The following is a 15,481-nucleotide window of genomic DNA, read 5'->3' as shown; positions in this document are numbered from 1 at the left end:
CCTGCCCCGGATCCCGGGCGGGCTCGCCCGGCCCAAGAGGTCGGGGCCGTTGAACGGGTTTTCTAGCCTCGCCGGGCGATCTGCACGTTCTCCAGCACGCCGAGGGCGTCAGGCACCAGGATGGCGGCGGAGTAGTAGGTGCTCACCAGGTAAGAAATGATCGCCTGTTCGCTGATGCCCATGAAGCGCACCGACAGGCCCGGCTCGTACTCGTCCGGCAGGCCGGTCTGGCGCAGGCCGATGACGCCCTGGTTTTCCTCGCCGGTTCGCATGGCGATGATCGAGCTGGTGTTTTCCTTGCTGATGGGGATCTTGTTGCAGGGCAGGATCGGGACTCCGCGCCAGGCCGGGACCTGCTGCCCGCCGAGGTCGACATGGTCGGGGTAGAGCCCGGCGGCATTGAACCCGCGCCCGATTGCCGCGATCGTCCTGGGATGGGCGAGGAAGACCTTGGTGCCGCGGCGGCGGCAGAGCAGCTCGTCGAGGTCATCCGGGGTGGGCGGGCCTGAGTGGGTCTGGATCCGCTGCTTGAAGGCGGCGTTGTGGAGCAGACCGAACTCCCGGTTGTTGATCATCTCGTGCTCCTGGCGCTCGCGCAGCGCCTCGATGGTGAGCCTGAGTTGTTCCTCGGTCTGGTTCATCGGCCCGTTGTAGAGGTCGGCGACCCTCGTGTGGACTCGTAGAACCGTCTGTGCGACGGAGAGTTCGTACTCGCGTGGGTCGACTTCGTAGTCGACGAAAGCGCCCGGCAGTTCGGCCTCACCGATGTGGCCGGCCGACATCGCGATCTCCGCCTCGCCATGACGGTTCTGCCGCTGGAGGGGGAGTGAGCTGAACTCCTCGATGTGCGCCTGGAGGACCGGCGCCGTGGACAGTACGGCGGCGAAATCGGCGTGGGACAGGGTGAGCAGGGTGCCGGAGGTCTCGGCGGTGGCGGTGTAGTCCCACTTCGCGTCGCCATCCAACAGCGCGTTCTCACCGAACTTGTCGCCGTCCGCGAGCGTGGCGACGGCGACCTCGTCACCGTATTTGCCGACGGAAGTCTGGTTGATCCTGCCGTGGGCAATCAGGTGGATCTGGTCGGCGGGGGTGCCGCGCTCGACCAGCACCTCGCCGGGGCGGAAGTCGCGCTGGACGCACCGGTTGGCGATCGCCGTCAGTACGTCAACGTCTTCGAAGCCGCGCAGCAGGGCCAGTTCGCCGAGCTCGCGGGGGATCACCCGAACGTCGGCACCGTCCTGAACGAACTCGATACGCCCGTCGCCGACGGTGAAGCTCAGCCGGCGGTTCACGCGGTAGGCGCCACCCTTGGCCTCCACCCAGGGGAGCACCCGCAGCAGCCAGCGAGAGGTGATCTCCTGCATCTGCGGGGCGGACTTGGTCGTGCTGGCGAGGTTGCGGGCCGCCGCGGTGCTCAGGCTGGACTGCGGGGGCTGCCCCAGTTGCGCTTCCGGGCTGGTCTCAACGGTCATCGGGCGAGCTCTCCTTCACGTCAGGTGGTGCTCGGTGTGCGCGCGCCGAACAATGGAAAACGGAAGGGCAGAGGGCGGGCCTCGTCCTGCTTCCGAAGACCAGTAAAGGGTGGATACGCCCAGCTCACGGCAGAGGGCCGGTGGCAATACCTCGATGTGGTGCTCTTAGTCCATTGAGGTTGTCAAGCCCCGGGTTTTGTGGAGGGGGCCTTGACCCCTGATGCTGAACGCCGACCACATGCGCACCGACCGCGTCACCGACGCGCTGGCGGCGGCGATCCGCACCCGCGGCAGCCTCGCCGAATCGATCATGCACACCGACCACGGAGCCCACTACACGAGCAGGGCATTCGCCCAGGCCTGCAGTTCAACAAGGGTGCGGCGAAGCATGAGCGCGGTCGGGTCCAGCGCGGACAACGCACTCGCCGAGTCCTTCAGCGCGACTTTCAAACGCGAGACCCTGCAAGGACGAAAGAGCTGGCCAACCGAGCGCGAGGCCCGACCCGACGCCTTCCGATGGCTCCACCGCTACCACACCCGGCGCCGGCACTCCCGCCTCGGACAACGATCACCGATCGCCTTCGAAAACACCTTCCACCTCACACCAACTGCGCTGACACAAGCCGCATGACCCGTGTCCAGGATTCGGGGTCAAGGCCCGTCCTTCGCCTGTCCCGATGCGCTCCCCCTCGCGCTCCCCTGACCTTCCGGAGCCGTCTTCAGACCGGGCCGGAGGAACCACGAGGCGCAGAAAAAAGGAAAAACCCCAGGTCACGGCGAGTGAGTCCTGGGGTTTTCCGGAGCCGCCTTCGGGATTCGAACCCGAGACCTACGCATTACGAGGGCCTGCAAGATCATCCCGGGTGGTGCTGGGTAGTGTCCGTGAATCCCGTTTCCGCAGGTAGGAGACCTGAACCGCTCGCCATGCTTACCACCCGATCCATCCGGTGCCGCCCCGTCCGCTCACGCAACGCTCACGCACTCCGGGCACGTGATCGTTTTACAGCCAACACGCTTTCCAAATGTCCGCTCGAGATTCGGAGATGTGCGGGGCGTTCCGACCTGTCTTTGTGGGTGTTGTTGCGGCGAGTGGCGCCGCCGCTCGATACCAGGCGTCCGCAGGGGAGTAGCCGACGGTGCGCGTGTGGACGCGAGCAGGGCCCGCCACCGTGGCGAGCCCTGCCTGTGCGTGCGGTCGCGGATCAGCGGCCCTGGAGGTACTCGGCGTAGTAGTAGCCGGCCTCGCCCTCGAAGTGTGCCTTCTTCGCCTTGGCGTAGGTGATTCCGTACGGGCCGCCCAGGTTCAGGTACTCCGCGCTGGCGCGGTCCCCTTCGACCTTGGAGTAGCCGGCGCCGACCTTGCCGGCCTCATAGCCGTCGTCGGAGTTGTGCGCGGCGGCGGGTCCGGCGGCCAGGAATCCGGCTGCGGCAACGGTGGCAAGGGTGATCGCGATACTACGAAGCATGGGTGTTCCCTCTCGACAATGCGTAGCGGGCAGTGTGCAGTTCAAACCCTTACCGCCGCCGGTCGTTCAGGGGCGCAACCGCGCTGCGGTGCTCCAGGACCGCACCTGATCAGCCGAAGCAGCGTCACCGTTGTCGCCCAGGCCGAGGGAGCTGTAGCCGTGTGAGAGTTTCGTCAGTTGTGCGTGTCGCGGAGCCTTTTGGTTCAGGTGCGCGAGACGGTGTTATCGGCTGCGCCTGGGCCCGACCCCCGTGGCGTGAGCCCGTCGGCGCTCCCGGGCCTGAGCCGTCACGCCGCCCGCCCGGGAGCGTCGGCATTCGTCGCCTGATCGAGGATCTCTGCACTCAATCGCAACTGGGCCTTCGCGCGGACCGTAGTCGGCGGTAATGGCTTGTCCGTAGTGCCCAGGTGCCTGGAGCCGTGGTCCGTAGGGCCACGAAGGTGCGTTGGTGTGCTGCCCATTGCTCGACGTATGTCCAGCCGTTGCCACGTGCTTCGCGAAGGAGAGCGGTGATTCCGGTCCGCGCCCAGGGGAATGTTGTGCCGGCTGGGCCGTCTCCGCCCTCGATCCGAGCGTTGAAGCGTTCGTCGACGTCGGGCTGCGACACCTCTGCGAGGAGCAGCCCGCCGGGCTGGACGATCTCCGCCACTCGTTTGAGTAGTCTGCCTGGGTTTCCGCCGATGCCGATGTTGCCGTCGATGAGCAGGGCGGTGCCCCACTGACCCTCGGAGGGGAGCGGATCGAAGACTGATCGGTGCAGTGCCGACCCGCCCGCGCCCTGGGCCCGCGTGATGGCTGCTGGACTGATGTCGATACCCAGTGCCGTGCGCCCGGTCTTGGAGAGGGCTGCGACCAAACGGCCGGGGCCGCAGCCGATGTCGAGCACGCTCTTCTCGCAACGCTGAAGGACGGTCATGTCTGCGGCGTCGGCGGTGCTGGACCATCGTTCAACGTCCAAAGGGACCCGTGCCCCGTCCGCGCACTGCAGGTAGAGAGGGCCAAGGCCCGAGGTTACGGCGACCGTGTAGGTCTCCTCGTGCCAGGGGCCAGGGCTGGTCTCAGGTGACTCCGCTGTACTCACGACAGTCTGGAATTCCTGAGCTGCAGTCCGGGCGTCAGGTTGTGCCGATCCACGAATGACAGCGGGCTCCCCGGCGCGGCCGGCTGATCGGCCGGCCATTGAGATTGCGTCACTGGCCGGGGAACAACCAGGACGATTCTTTGCTCCCGTCACGTCGCCCACGGTCGCACAACGGGGCCCGGGCTCTGCATGCACACACGAACTCGTCACCCATTCATACGGGGAAGTTCGGGTTTTCGGATCTCGCGTTGATACGTAGAACCGACTGGTGCGAGCTGGTTGGGGAACAAATTATTACGGCCGCCCCCAGGAACGCGGCGGATGCAAATTCCAGGGTTACTGTGCGATGCCATTCGGTGATCTTCCGTCTGATGAAGCACAAGGAATCCCATGGGTGACTCACAAGACCAGGGCCCGGGGCCCCAGGACCCCGGGCATGGAAGCGTGGACGGTCCCGATACGTCCGGCATCCACGAGCCGCTGCCTCGGGCCGGGGCCGCACCGGCCGGTGGCCCCGCTCAGGCTCGGAACCCGGCCCCGCCCCCCGACGGAAGCGAAGAGGGCCCGCGCAGCGGTAGCGGCCGCCTCTCCTCAGCCGGCCCGCCGAACGGGGACGGAGATGCCGGCACTGCCTATGCATCCTCCGCGCCGAGGACCGGCTCGTCTGCGCGGCCGGTGGCCGTGGCGAAGAGCGTGCCGCGTGCCCGTCTGGAGGGGCTGTTGCGGGAGGGGCCGCCGTCCGGTCCGACCCGGCCGGGGTTCTGGCGCAGTCCCTTGCGTGGGCCCTGGTTGACGTCGGTGCTCGGTGCGGTGCTGCTGGTGGGCATCACGCTGATGTTCGTCACGGGACTGCTCTCGTACGCGGCGTACAACCCCGACCTCGGTGCCAACGACAAGACTCCGGACCGGGGCTGGCTGGGCTTCTACCTGTTCTCCTGGCCCACCCATCCGTACTGGCTCTACCGGCTCACCCAGGGCGTCCACATCACCCTCGGCATCGTGCTGATTCCGGTGCTGCTCGCGAAGCTGTGGTCGGTGGTCCCCAAGCTGTTCGCCTGGCCCCCGGTCAGGTCCGTCAGCCACGCGCTGGAGCGGATTTCGGTGCTCCTGCTCGTGGGAGGGGTGCTGTTCGAATTCGCCACCGGGGTACTCAACATCCAGCTGGACTATATTTTCCCCGGCTCCTTCTACCCCCTGCACTTCTACGGGGCCTGGGTCTTCATCGGCGCCTTCGTCGTCCACATCGCCTTCCGGATCCCGCTCATGGTCCGGATGCTGCGCAGCGGAGGTCTCCGCGAGGAACTGCGTGGCCGGCCCAAGACCGGCGAGAGCGCTCCTTCGGACCCCACGGGTCTGGTCAGTCCTCGCCCTGCCGCGCCGACCATGTCTCGCCGCGGCGCGCTGGGGATGGTGGGAGGGGGCTCCCTGGTGCTGCTTGCCGTGACAGCGGGGCAGAGCATCGGAGGATGGCTCCGGCCCACCGCGCTGCTCGCGCCGCGCAGCCAGGATCCGGGCCCTGGTCCCAATGGCTTTCAGATCAACAAGACCGCGGCCGGTGTGGGCATCCGTGCCGTCGACATGGGTGTGGCCTGGCGTCTGGTCGTCAGGGGCGGGGGCCGCGAGCGGGTCCTCACCCGTGCAGAGGTCCTGGCGCTGCCGCAGCACAGCGCGGCGCTGCCGATCGCCTGTGTGGAGGGCTGGTCCACCGAGGACCAGGAGTGGAGCGGGGTCCGGCTTGCCGATCTGGCCGCACTCGTGGGGTTCACCGACGGCCCGCCCGGTGTCTTCGTGCAGTCTGCCCAGCTCAGCGGTTCCTTCCGGTCGACCACGTTGCGCGACAACCAGGTCCGCGACTCCCGCTCACTGCTGGCCCTGCGGGTCAACGGAGCCGATCTGTCGCCGGATCACGGCTACCCGGCGCGGATCATCGTCCCGGCCAATCCGGGTGTCCACAACACCAAGTGGGTCACCGGGCTGACCTTCGGAGGGAACGTATGAACCGCTTCCGCAGTCTCTACGGAGCCTCGCCGCTGCATCTGCTCCTGGTGCTCTGCTCGTTCGCGCTGACCGGCTATGCCGGGATTCGGCTGCTGTCCGGTGCCGAGCCGTGGAAGGTGGTCCTCTGGTTCGTCGGAGCGGCCCTGCTGCACGACCTGGTACTGCTGCCCCTCTACACCGTGACCGACCGCGCCGCCCAGACCCTGCTGGGCGAGCGCCGGGAACCAGCCGCACAGGGTGAAACCGCCCGCCCGGCAATGCGCTGGATCAACTACGTCCGGGTCCCGGTCTTCCTCTCCGGAGTCCTGTTCCTGACCTACTTTCCCCTGATCCTGCAGCGGGTCAGCCACCGCTTCACCCTGTACACGACGCTCTCCACCGACGTGTACCTCGGCCGCTGGCTACTCATCACCGCCGCACTGTTCGCGATCTCCGCGCTCACACTGCTGATCCGTATGGGGCGCTCCCGCCCCACACCGGAGTCGGGTGTGAAACGGCCCGGCGCGGCACGGACGGGACCTGCCAACGGCACTCCTGGCCACGAGTCCGCCCCGTGACCCGGCGATCAGGACCGGGCCCCATCCGCGCTCGGCAGGCAGGACTGACGTGAGCACGCGCCCGATCGGTGACTACGCACTGCTGTCGGACTGCCGTTCGGCCGCGCTGGTGTCCATGGCAGGTTCCGTGGACTGGCTCTGCCTGCCGCGCTTCGACAGCCCAGCGGTCTTCGCCCGTCTGCTCGACGAGAAGGCCGGGCACTGGACGATCCGACCCAGCGAACAGAGTGAGGTCACCCGACGCTACGTACCCGAGACCCTGGCACTGGAGACCACGTTCCGCACCCCCTCCGGCACGGTGGTTCTCCTCGACGCACTCGCGATGGGACACCGCGAGCGCGGGCACGCGCTGGGGGCGTCCTCCCCCGGCGTGCTGCTGCGCCAGATCACCTGCACCAGTGGATCGGTGACGGTGGAGACCAGCTTCGCGCCCCGCCCGGAGTTCGGCCTCGTTCACCCGGTGATGTCCCTCGTACGTGGCGGACTCAGCGCGTACGGAGGCGCGCAGCGGCTCGTGCTGTCCGCACCGCTCCCGCTGCGGATCGAAGGCGCGACAGCGCACGGGGAGACGGTACTGAGGGCGGGCCGGCGGATCGGGTTCGCGCTGTCGTCCCTGCCTGCCTGGGGCGAGGCGCAACCGGAATCCTGGCGAGGCGGGCGCATCCACCGTCGCCTGAACGACACGATCAAGGGGTGGAGGTCTTGGACGGGGATCCATCAGGGCTATCAAGGCCGGTGGAGGGACGAGGTTGCCCACAGCGGGCGCGTGCTGCAAGCACTGACCTTCACTCCCACGGGCGCCATCGTCGCGGCCGCCACCACCTCCCTCCCGGAAAGCATCGGAGCCGACCGTAACTGGGACTACCGCTACACCTGGGTCCGCGACGCCAGCTTCACCCTCCAGGCCCTGTCCACCTCCGCCTGCGACAGGGAAAAAGCCGCCTACTTCGGATTCCTCGCGCAGGCCGCAGCAACCCAGCTGGAACGAGGCGTCGACCTCCAGGTCATGTATGGCATCGGCGGCGAAAGGGACCTCAGCGAACGCACCCTGCCCCACCTCTCGGGATGGCGGGGCAGCACACCGGTCCGCACCGGCAACGACGCCTGGCGCCAGCACCAGCTCGATGTCTACGGCGAACTGCTCGACGCCGCACACCAGACCCACCCCCGCACCGAGTGGTTCGACCAGCCCACCCGCAACTTCCTCCTCCAGGCCGCCGAGACCGCTGCTCGACGCTGGAACGAGCCCGACCAGGGGATTTGGGAAGTGCGAGGTCCCAGCCGACACTTCCTCTACTCGAAACTGATGTGCTGGGTCGCCCTGGACCGGGCCATCGACCTCGCGCCAGCGCTCGGAGCGACGGCCGAACGCGTCACCGCCTGGCGGCAAACCCGCCAGACCATTCGAACAGCCATTGAAACCGAAGGGTGGAACCCGCACGTCGGCGCCTTCACCCAAGCGTTCGGATCCAGCGAGCTCGACGCCTCAGCCCTCATGCTTCCCCTCGTCGGATTCCTTCCCGGCCACGACCCCCGAATCCGCTCCACCGTGTCCGCGATCGCGGACCAGCTGTCAGACACACGCGGACAGGTACGCCGCTACCTCCAGGACGACTTCGCATCCGACGAGGGGGCGTTCCTTCTCTGCACCTTCTGGCTCGCCCACGCCCTGGCCCTTACCGGCGAGGTGCAACGCGCCCGCACAGTCTTCGAAACCGCCCTCACCTGCGCCAACGACGTCGGCCTCCTCGCCGAAGAGATCTCCCCCACCTCCGGGGAGGCCCTTGGAAACTATCCCCAGGCATTCAGCCACATCGGCCTCATCAACGCGGCACGAGCCATCCACCACGCCGAACAGGCAGGACAAAGCCATTGACGTCGTGTCACTCAGGTTCGGGAAGGGCGAGCCCTTCAAAGGACCGAGCCGCGCCGGAAGTGTGGCTACGGTGCTCGAAGACCGGCTTCACCAACCTCGACGATGCGGGCTTCTGCTGACAAGCGTTTCCCTGCCAAATCTCCCCGCACCACCCTGATGGGATCCGATGTGGCACGGGCCGGGGCTCGGTAGGGTGTGAGGAACGCGTCAATATTCGCGCTGGTGTGCCGGGAAGTCTGGTCGGCGTTCGAGGGGACAGATGTCTCCGCTCGTCGAGCCATGTCCCGGAGGGATGCGTCGTGTCTGACGCTCAGCGTGATCGTCCGACGCTTCTGGGGTTGCTCCCCTGGGGTGAGCGCAGGGCTGTATCCGACGCACTGCGCACGGAGACGGTGGGTGGCCTGGTGCTGCTCGTTGCCGCGCTTGTGGCACTGGTCTGGGCGAATACTCCGTGGAGCGGGGCTTACGAGGCATTGCGTGACACACGCTTCGGGCCTTCTGCCATGGGCCTGGATCTGAGCGTCGGGCATTGGGCGTCCGACGGTCTGCTGACCATCTTCTTCCTGGTCGCAGGGATCGAGCTGAAGCGTGAACTGGTGGTGGGTGAGTTGCGTACCCCTGCCGCCGCGGCTCTGCCTGTCGTGGCGGCGCTGTGCGGGATGGCGGTACCCGCCGTCCTCTGCGCCGTCGTCTCGTCCGCCGGTGGTGGCTCACCGACCGCCTGGGCTGTGCCGATGGCCACCGACATCGCGTTCGCGCTGGCCGTACTCGCGGTGCTGAGCACCAGCCTCCCCTCCGCGCTGCGCGCGTTTCTGCTCACGCTGGCGGTCGTGGACGACCTGGGTGCCATTCTGATCATCGCCGTCTTCTTCACCAGCGACCTGAACCTGCTGGCACTGGGCGGCGCGGTTGCTTGCCTCGTCCTGTTCTGGCTGTTGCAGCGCATGAGGGTGCGGGGCTGGTGGTGGTACGTGGCGCTGGGCGTGGCCGCGTGGGTGCTGATGTACAACGGCGGCATACACGCCACGGTCGCCGGGGTGGCAATGGGCCTGATCCTGCGTACGACTCCGGACGGCGTCCGGGGCCCCGGCCGCCGTTCGGAAAAGGTCTCTCCCGGTGATCGCACCGCTCATCGTCTGCGTCCATTTTCCGCGGGTGTCGCGGTGCCGTTGTTCGCTCTGTTCGCCGCGGGCGTGAGCGTCTCCCCGGAGGCGCTGGGCGCGGTGTTCACCCGGCCGGAGCCCCTTGGCGTGGTGGCCGGCCTGGTGGTGGGCAAGGCGATCGGGATCTTCGCCGGCACCTACTTCACAGCCCACTTCACCCGGGCACAGCTCAACCCGGACCTGGCATGGGCGGATGTCCTGGGCCTTTCCGTCCTGGCCGGCATCGGATTCACGGTCGCGCTGCTCATCGGCGAACTGTCGTTCCCCGACCCGGCCCAGGCCGACCACATCAAGGCGGCCGTCCTCGTCGCATCCGTCACTGCCGCGACGGTCGCCGCCGTCCTCCTCAAGCGCCGCGACCGCATCTACCGGCGCCTGTGCCAAGAAGAGGACCGCGACGACGACGCGGACGGTGTGCCCGACATCTACCAACGGAACGAGCGAGGTGCCGCATGAACGCCCGACGCGAGCGGGTACTGAACGCAGCTGTCTGGCTCACGGTGACAGGAGCCGCCGTCTGGGCCGGCATTGTCACCGAACCGTACTGGCTGCAGTTCGCCTGCCTGGTCGCCGCCGCCGCTACGCTGCGCCTGGCCCTGCGTGCGTTGTGGGCCCACGCCAGTCACATCAGCCCGGGCATGCGCTTCGGCGAGGGACGCGCTGTCGTGCGCCTGAGCGATGACCTCACCCCGGCGAGCGCAGACAAGGCGGCCAGACGTCTCACCGAGGCACTCGACGAACTCCCCAGTGTCCTGGAAATCGACCTGTCCAAAGTCAGCACCCTTGGCAAGGACACCACCCAGGTCCTCTTCACCGGCCTGCGAGCAGCCGCCGAACGGGGCGTCCCTGTTCGTGTCACCGGCGCCAACCGGCGTGTCCGGACCACCCTGCACGGCATGGGCCTGGACCGGTTTTACCGCTACACCCACGCCCCCGACGCAGACACATACCAGGACCGCCGGTGACAGCCCGAAACCCGCACTCCCGGCACCTCGCCGGCTACGCCGCCCTCCTTGCCGATGCCGCGACCACCGGCCGGCGCCTCTCCCGTACCGAGCTGGACACCCTGCGCGGCTTCGGCGAGCAGGCAGCCACAGAGGGAACCACATTGCGCCAACTCGTGGCGCAGCATCTCCAGATCACCCAGTCGTCCTGGCCCGGACCACCCGCCACACCTGCAGACGTCATGGCCGTAGCGGCCCAGGCCATCGACGCGATGGCCGAGGGCTACGACCACGCGCAGCATTTCGCTGTCCGCCAGCAGGAAGCCGCTCGCCGCGAGTTCATCGACGACCTCCTCCACGGCCGAAGCAATCTGGGCCGCCTGGCCGAACGCGCCGAGCGTTTCGGGCTCCGGCTTTCGTACGCCCACGCCGTCGCAGCTGCCCAGGGCCCCGATTCGTACGCCGAAGGCGACGAGGTTCCGCGACGGGTGGAGCGCGCGGTCATGGGACGGTTCGGGGAGCGACAGATCCTCCTCACCACGAAGGAGGGCAGGCTCATCTGTATCGCCCCAGGTGATCAGCAGGATGTCCTGACGTACTTCGCGAAACAGACCCATGCCGCGACCGACGGCGGCCAGACCGCCATAGGCCGTAGTCACCGTGGAGCCGGTGGCGTCGTCCACTCCTACGAAGAAGCCGTCAACACTCTCGACATCGCAGTCCGCCTCGCCATGGACGCCCCTGTGCTCCACGCAGCCGACCTCCTCGTCTACCCCGTCCTGACACGAGACCGTCAGGCCATGGCTGACCTCGTACGCACTACCCTCGGCCCTCTCCTCCAGGCTCGAAGCGGCCCCGAATCCTCCCTCACCACCCTCACCACCTACTTCGAAACGGGGTGCAACGCCACTGAGACAGCCCGTCAGCTCTCCCTCAGCGTCCGCGCCCTCACTTACCGGCTCGAACGCATCCACCAACTGACCGGATCCGACCCCACGCACCCCCGCAACCGGTACACCCTCCAGACCGCCGTCATCGGAGCCAGACTGCTCAACTGGCCCACGCAGAGCCTCTGACCGCAGACAATCGAAGCAGCAGGCTCGATCGGCAGCGAGGACAGTGGCGCGCACGAATTCCGGTGCCGCTTCCCTCACCGTTCAGCGGTGGGGCCAGCCAATCCGAGCTGTTTCAGCATGCATAGTTCGTAACTGCGGCCCCATTGTTCGGCGTGCTCGCCATACTCGAAGCGACTGATCTCGGCATCGGGGTGGCTGAACGCCTTCCCGGCGAGGGCGTAGCCGCCCGGAGGGTCACGGAGCGTGCCTGGGACGATGCAGGCGAGGGTGATAGCGATACGACGATCCAAGGATCTCCCTCCCGGCCATATGTAGCGAGCAGTCCCATTTCAAGCTTGGCGGCCGACCGCCCTAGGCAAGGGCAAATGCGCGGCTGCTCGCCAGGGGGCACCTGATCAGCCGAAGATCGAGTTGGCTGCGCAGTTCGTCTGAAGCCGCGTCGGTGGGGAAACCTGGTCAGTTGTGCGCGTCGACCAGGTGTGCGAGACGGTGTTCATCGGCTACGCCCGGGCACGACCCCTATCGGCGTGTGCCCGTCGGCGCTCCCGGGTCCAAGCCGTCACGTCGCTCGCCCGGGAGCGTCGGCATTGGTCGCCTGATCGAGGACCCATTCCAAACCGCCATGACCCGGTTCATAGGAGGGAGCTCTGCGCCAGATCCGGGCGAAGGCGTCGACCAGTGCGCCGCGGGCGCGTTCCATGGACCCTTCACGGGAGCGGAGCAGCGCGAGGAGGAGCGGTGCGAGCAGGTCGTACAGCTCGGCGAGCGCATTTTTGCTGCCGTGCGCGATCTGCACCAGCAGGTCATCGACGTGCGCCGTCACCCTGCCAGGAACCACACAGCCTGCGTCGGCGGAACCCGTAGGTGGGTTCGGCGCTCCGTCCCGTGCCTTGTCTGTCGCCGCTTTCACACCTCCGAGGCTATCGCCCGGCGCACCATCGCGAGCGCGCTCGTCCTGCCCGGTTCCGCGTTTCTATCGTCGTGTACCACGGCCCCTCAGACCTCACTGAGCACGCCAGGTGCTTCAACCATGCTGTGTCGGTCCAGAGGCTACCGATCAGTCGTGATCCCGGCCTTCGCCTTAGCAGGGCTGAGAGATCCGGGTTGCGGCGCCCTGCATTGATCAACTCTTTCTGGAAGGGGACCCATTCGTGGGATCACGGTCGGCGTGTGGGCGCGCCTGGGATCTGTACGGGGAGGGGCGCGCATGGTGGGACGGAGTTCGTCGTCTTGGTTGCGGCGGCATTCGTTCCTCGTGGAGGTTTCATGTTCAGGCTTGGAAGTGCGGTCGCCCTGACCGTGGCTGCCGGTGCGCTGGCATTTGCCGGTTCCGGTGTGGCCAGTGCTGACTCGGGTGCGCAGGGTGTGGCCTACGGCTCGCCGGGTGTCCTGTCCGGCAACGTGGTGCAGATTCCCATCAGCGTCCCGGTCAACGCGTGCGGCAACTCCGTCAACGTGCTCGGACTGCTCAACCCGAGCTTCGGCAACACCTGCGTCAACGGCGGCTACGGCCGTCAGCAGCACCATGATGGTGGAAAGCAGCACGACGACAAGAAGCACTGGAAGCACGAGAAGCACGGCAAGTACAACCATCGCTGAAACGCTGCTGGTCGTTCGGCTACGGTCGGTCCGCAGTCGAACCTTCGGTGGCAAGCCCCCCAGACAAGCCTTGGGGCACTTGCCGCGCTTGTCTCGCGCTCTCCGCAGGGCTCTGCCGCCGGTCGGGTGAGCGAGTGATACCTGCCCGTGTCTCCGGGTCGGCCCGTTCGGTTGAGATCACATGCGTGCATGATTCAGCCCTCGGCATGCTCGCTGCGCATGTCCGGGCACCAGTCGGCCAAGACGCGCGCCCTGACCGCCCCCGCCCAAGCCAGGACGGGGGCGGTCGTCGTGCTTCGTGACTGCCCAGCCGGGTGACGGTGCACGTCGATGTCCTCTGGGAGTCTGCCGGGTCGGGTTGCTGCCGCAGGCGTATAGCCGCTGGTTACAAGACCAGTGGGAGGCTGCGGACGATCAGGCTGAGTCCGACGACGAGGACGAGTGCCGCGGTCAGGAGAGCGGTGTAGGGCGCGACCCTCCGGATGAGTGCGAATGCGGGTCGGGAGGTGAGGGATTCGGCTCGGTTGCCGAGCCTGACGAGGAGGATTCCGACGGCTGTGAGGGTTGCTGCCATGCCGATGCCATAGGCGAGGACGAGTGCCGCGCCGAAGCCGGTACGGCCCAGGGCGATGGCACCGAGAAGCACGACGAGCGCGGAAGGACTGGGCACGAGACCGCCGGCGACGCCCAGACCGATGAGTCCGCGCGTGGTGAAGGGCTGTGCGCCGCCTTCGACGGGTGCGTGGGGGTGCGCGTGGTGGTGGGCGTGTCCGAACAGGCCGTGGCGGTGGGGCTCTTCGTGGTCGTGTTCGTGGCTGTGGGGATTCGCGTGTGGTTCGTGTGTGTGGACCGGGTGGTCGTGCGTGTGGGGCATCTCGGTGGTCGCGGAGACATGGCCATGTGCACCGGCGCCGGCCATTGCGAGGGGTGGCTTTTCAGCCGGGCTTGCAACAGCGGCAGCAGTGTTGTGGCGGGAGCGGCGGGTGGCGTCGGTGAGGAGTGTGGCGCCGACGAGGGTGACGAGTGCGCCGCTGATGACGCCGAGCCAGTTCAGCACCGTGTCGCCGGCCAGGGAGGAGAAGGTGGTGAGGCAGAGGCCGATGATGATGACGCCGGCGGTGTGGGTGACTGTCACGGTTGCTCCGACGGTGACCGCGTCGCGCACGTTGCCGCGGCGCCCTGCGAGATAGGCCGCCATCACGGTCTTTCCGTGCCCGGGCAGCAGCGCGTGACCTGCGCCCAGCACGAGCGAGAGCAGTACTGCCAGCAGGCCGATCGGCAGGGTGAGGTCGCGTGTTCCGGTCATCGAGGTGAGGCGCTGCGACAGTGCCTCGACGCGTCCGGTGAGGCCGCCTCCTTCTCCCGCCTCTGCGGTGTTGCTGAGGGGGGTACCGGCGGTCTGGCCACCCAGGCCGGCTGTCACCTGTGCCGTGGTGTCGCCGCGCGGCGTGGCGAGAAGGTCGCGCGGGTAGCTGCGGAGCTCATGGGTGGGGGAGGTCTGGGGAACGGTGGAGTGCTGGAGGCGGGTTCCGATGCCCGTTGCGGTGATCTCGTGCCAGCCGACCCGCTTCTTGTCCGCGCCGGTGTCGACACGCAAGGTCACCGCCCCGGCTGTCAGGTCCAGCGGTGCGCGCAGCCGGCACTCCAGTCGCCCGGTGCGCAGACCGCCTTGGCCGGGTTGGAGGCGGAAGGTTGCCGACCGTGTCGTCCAGACCAGCCGCTGCGGGGTAGTGACGGTGAGTTTTGCCGAGGTGGCGGCGCACTGGGTAGTGGCCCAGGCGGTGCGTTCGCTGCTGCTTGTCTGACGGTCGCCGTCGGTGTCGATGGCCGGGGTGACCTGGAGTGTGGGGATCTCGGCGGTGTCGGTGACCGTCAGCACATCGACGTGGTCGGGGTGGAGGGTGAATCCGGCGTACTCGTTGATCGAGAAATTACCGAGGGGATGCGCCTCGGCTGTGGGTACGGCCACGGCGAACAGCGAGACCACGGCGGTGGCCACCAGGGCCACACGCTGCGCGAGGACACGGTGAGCGGTCACCACAGGACGGCTTCCGAGCAGGGAATTCATCCGCTTCGCCTCCGGCGAGGGGGCGCAGGGGAACGCCTGGATGGCTGGCGCCGCCTGCAGTTTGATGGCTTGGTCCGCCCGAGGGGGCGGACCACAGTGGTACCCGTTCGTTCTCTGTGAGTGCCGGTCCTGGTCGCCTCGTCACCCGCGCGGCTCACAGCGCCCCTCCGCCCGGGGGCAG

The 15,481-nt window shown here is 67.7% G+C and carries 14 protein-coding genes and 1 pseudogene; 8 read left to right on the top strand and 7 right to left on the bottom strand.

The window, feature by feature from the left end:
* Nucleotides 1–62 precede the first annotated feature (62 nt).
* Nucleotides 63–1,472, bottom strand: coding sequence for a family 2B encapsulin nanocompartment shell protein (locus AB0C75_RS19390; protein ID WP_362892325.1), 1,410 nt, complete (start codon nucleotides 1,470–1,472; stop codon nucleotides 63–65).
* 229 nt (nucleotides 1,473–1,701) lie between these two features.
* On the opposite strand from AB0C75_RS19390, the pseudogene AB0C75_RS19385 reads away from it, so the two are divergent.
* A pseudogene (locus tag AB0C75_RS19385) lies at nucleotides 1,702–2,103 on the top strand (integrase core domain-containing protein); the annotation flags it as partial.
* 571 nt (nucleotides 2,104–2,674) lie between these two features.
* Here AB0C75_RS19385 and AB0C75_RS19380 read toward each other — a convergent pair.
* The 3 genes from AB0C75_RS19380 to AB0C75_RS19370 form a co-directional block, all read right to left on the bottom strand.
* Nucleotides 2,675–2,938 (bottom strand): hypothetical protein, encoded by a 264-nt coding sequence (locus tag AB0C75_RS19380; protein WP_285567482.1) that lies wholly within the window; start codon nucleotides 2,936–2,938, stop codon nucleotides 2,675–2,677.
* A 343-nt stretch (nucleotides 2,939–3,281) separates the two neighbouring features.
* On the bottom strand, nucleotides 3,282–3,854 hold the full coding sequence (locus AB0C75_RS19375; RefSeq protein WP_362892323.1) for a class I SAM-dependent methyltransferase: 573 nt from the start codon (nucleotides 3,852–3,854) through the stop codon (nucleotides 3,282–3,284).
* 797 nt (nucleotides 3,855–4,651) lie between these two features.
* A complete protein-coding gene (locus tag AB0C75_RS19370; RefSeq protein WP_362892536.1) occupies nucleotides 4,652–4,846 on the bottom strand; it encodes a hypothetical protein in 195 nt (64 codons plus the stop codon).
* Here AB0C75_RS19370 and AB0C75_RS19365 point away from each other — a divergent pair.
* The 6 genes from AB0C75_RS19365 to AB0C75_RS19340 all read left to right on the top strand — a co-directional run bounded on the left by AB0C75_RS19365 (nucleotide 4,794) and on the right by AB0C75_RS19340 (nucleotide 11,633).
* Entirely contained in the window at nucleotides 4,794–6,017 is a 1,224-nt protein-coding gene (locus AB0C75_RS19365) for a molybdopterin-dependent oxidoreductase (RefSeq protein ID WP_362892519.1), read from the top strand. The two genes, AB0C75_RS19370 and AB0C75_RS19365, sit on opposite strands and share 53 nt — an antisense overlap.
* Nucleotides 6,014–6,574, top strand: a complete 561-nt coding sequence (locus AB0C75_RS19360) for a hypothetical protein (RefSeq protein ID WP_362892321.1) — start codon at nucleotides 6,014–6,016, stop codon at nucleotides 6,572–6,574. The genes AB0C75_RS19365 and AB0C75_RS19360 overlap by 4 nt, the downstream gene beginning before the upstream one ends.
* A gap of 49 nt (nucleotides 6,575–6,623) precedes the next feature.
* Nucleotides 6,624–8,450: a glycoside hydrolase family 15 protein gene (locus tag AB0C75_RS19355; RefSeq protein ID WP_362892319.1), complete on the top strand. Its 1,827-nt coding sequence runs from the start codon at nucleotides 6,624–6,626 to the stop codon at nucleotides 8,448–8,450.
* Between the two features lie 299 nt (nucleotides 8,451–8,749).
* Nucleotides 8,750–10,069, top strand: coding sequence for a Na+/H+ antiporter NhaA (gene nhaA, locus AB0C75_RS19350; protein WP_362892317.1), 1,320 nt, complete (start codon nucleotides 8,750–8,752; stop codon nucleotides 10,067–10,069).
* Nucleotides 10,066–10,578, top strand: coding sequence for an STAS domain-containing protein (locus AB0C75_RS19345; protein ID WP_362892315.1), 513 nt, complete (start codon nucleotides 10,066–10,068; stop codon nucleotides 10,576–10,578). Before nhaA ends, AB0C75_RS19345 begins: the two co-directional genes overlap by 4 nt.
* Nucleotides 10,575–11,633: a helix-turn-helix domain-containing protein gene (locus AB0C75_RS19340; protein ID WP_362892313.1), complete on the top strand. Its 1,059-nt coding sequence runs from the start codon at nucleotides 10,575–10,577 to the stop codon at nucleotides 11,631–11,633. The genes AB0C75_RS19345 and AB0C75_RS19340 overlap by 4 nt, the downstream gene beginning before the upstream one ends.
* Before the next feature lie 74 nt (nucleotides 11,634–11,707).
* On the opposite strand, the gene AB0C75_RS19335 is transcribed toward AB0C75_RS19340, so the two are convergent.
* Nucleotides 11,708–11,923 (bottom strand): hypothetical protein, encoded by a 216-nt coding sequence (locus AB0C75_RS19335; RefSeq protein WP_362892312.1) that lies wholly within the window; start codon nucleotides 11,921–11,923, stop codon nucleotides 11,708–11,710.
* Nucleotides 11,924–12,192: 269 nt separating this feature from the next.
* Nucleotides 12,193–12,471, bottom strand: a complete 279-nt coding sequence (locus tag AB0C75_RS19330; RefSeq protein WP_362892310.1) for a hypothetical protein — start codon at nucleotides 12,469–12,471, stop codon at nucleotides 12,193–12,195.
* Nucleotides 12,472–12,899: 428 nt separating this feature from the next.
* Here AB0C75_RS19330 and AB0C75_RS19325 point away from each other — a divergent pair, with 428 nt between their 5' ends.
* Nucleotides 12,900–13,232: a chaplin gene (locus tag AB0C75_RS19325; protein ID WP_362892308.1), complete on the top strand. Its 333-nt coding sequence runs from the start codon at nucleotides 12,900–12,902 to the stop codon at nucleotides 13,230–13,232.
* A 385-nt stretch (nucleotides 13,233–13,617) separates the two neighbouring features.
* Here AB0C75_RS19325 and AB0C75_RS19320 read toward each other — a convergent pair whose 3' ends face one another.
* Nucleotides 13,618–15,300: a high frequency lysogenization protein HflD gene (locus tag AB0C75_RS19320; RefSeq protein WP_362892306.1), complete on the bottom strand. Its 1,683-nt coding sequence runs from the start codon at nucleotides 15,298–15,300 to the stop codon at nucleotides 13,618–13,620.
* Nucleotides 15,301–15,481 lie beyond the last annotated feature (181 nt).

The sequence above is a fragment of the Streptomyces sp. NPDC048565 genome, from assembly GCF_040650935.1.
Classification (GTDB): domain Bacteria; phylum Actinomycetota; class Actinomycetes; order Streptomycetales; family Streptomycetaceae; genus Streptomyces.
This window is presented reverse-complemented; position numbering and strand designations above follow the sequence as displayed.